The organism is Vibrio sp. D401a, from assembly GCF_030248515.1.
Taxonomy (GTDB): Bacteria; Pseudomonadota; Gammaproteobacteria; order Enterobacterales; family Vibrionaceae; genus Vibrio; species Vibrio rotiferianus.
The window spans coordinates 1-927 of record NZ_JAHGAI010000085.1; the positions used below are offsets into that span (position 1 = coordinate 1).

1 protein-coding gene is annotated in these 927 nt (G+C 40.0%); it reads left to right on the forward strand.

Annotation, left to right across the window (positions count from 1 at the left end):
- Positions 1–142 precede the first annotated feature (142 nt).
- A complete protein-coding gene (locus KIV41_RS24355) occupies positions 143–820 on the forward strand; it encodes a hypothetical protein (RefSeq protein WP_285337831.1) in 678 nt (225 codons plus the stop codon).
- Positions 821–927 lie beyond the last annotated feature (107 nt).

Here is a 927-nt window from a genome sequence, read left to right on the forward strand (position 1 = left end):
AAGAGGGATTCGCAACGCGTGGCATTTTTACTATGCGTTGGTTTTAGTGATTAAGGTGGTTTGCAGCGGCTTTGGTATTGCGTTGCTCACCCCTTAGCAGGGCGTTAGCTTTCTACCATCAATTCAGGAGTTAGGAGTAAAAATGGACGATAAATTAGATCGCTATGCTTTTCACGTGTTCCGAGATATGGCTGATAAAGACTATATTGCCGCACGCTTATGCTATCAATCTCGATTAATGCCTCAATTTCTCTGGCAGGGACTTCAAGCCGTTGAAAAATATATCAAGTGTATCTATTTTTTACAGCGCGTACCTTCCAAAAAACTGAGCCACAACATAGTAAAAGGGCTAGATAAAATCCTTTACGAGTTTCCTGACGTTCTACCAAATATGACAGAGGATAGTTATGAGTTTACGAAGCTGTTGCATTCATTTGGCAAATATCGATATTTAGAGAAAGGCTATAACGCACACAGTGAATATTTAATATATCTAGATCGACTAGTCGCTGAGTTGCGTTGTTACTGTACTCGTGAAATCCCGGAAGATCATAGCCAATTTAGATATTTTCATATTGAGGGTGGGGAACTAGAAAATATCTTGGCAAATCAAGATGACAAAGCGTTTGAGGCTTTGACTTGGCAGAATGGTTTTTTTGGTGTCGAACAGCGTAACCAAGTTGCGTTGCAAAAATTTATGATAGCTGAAAGACCTGCTTTAGTTCATGAACCAGAGCTATTAACTGAAATTCAAAAGTTAATACACCTTCCTAAAGAGGTAGTAGAAGTTTACAAGCAAATGGCAAGTGCCAAAAGCTAACAAAGCATTTAAGAGTGATTCCCAACGCTTGGCATTTTTCGTTCTATCGTTAGGTTTTGTGTCTACGGTGCAATGGTTTAGGCTTGGTGGCAGCGTTGCTCACACCT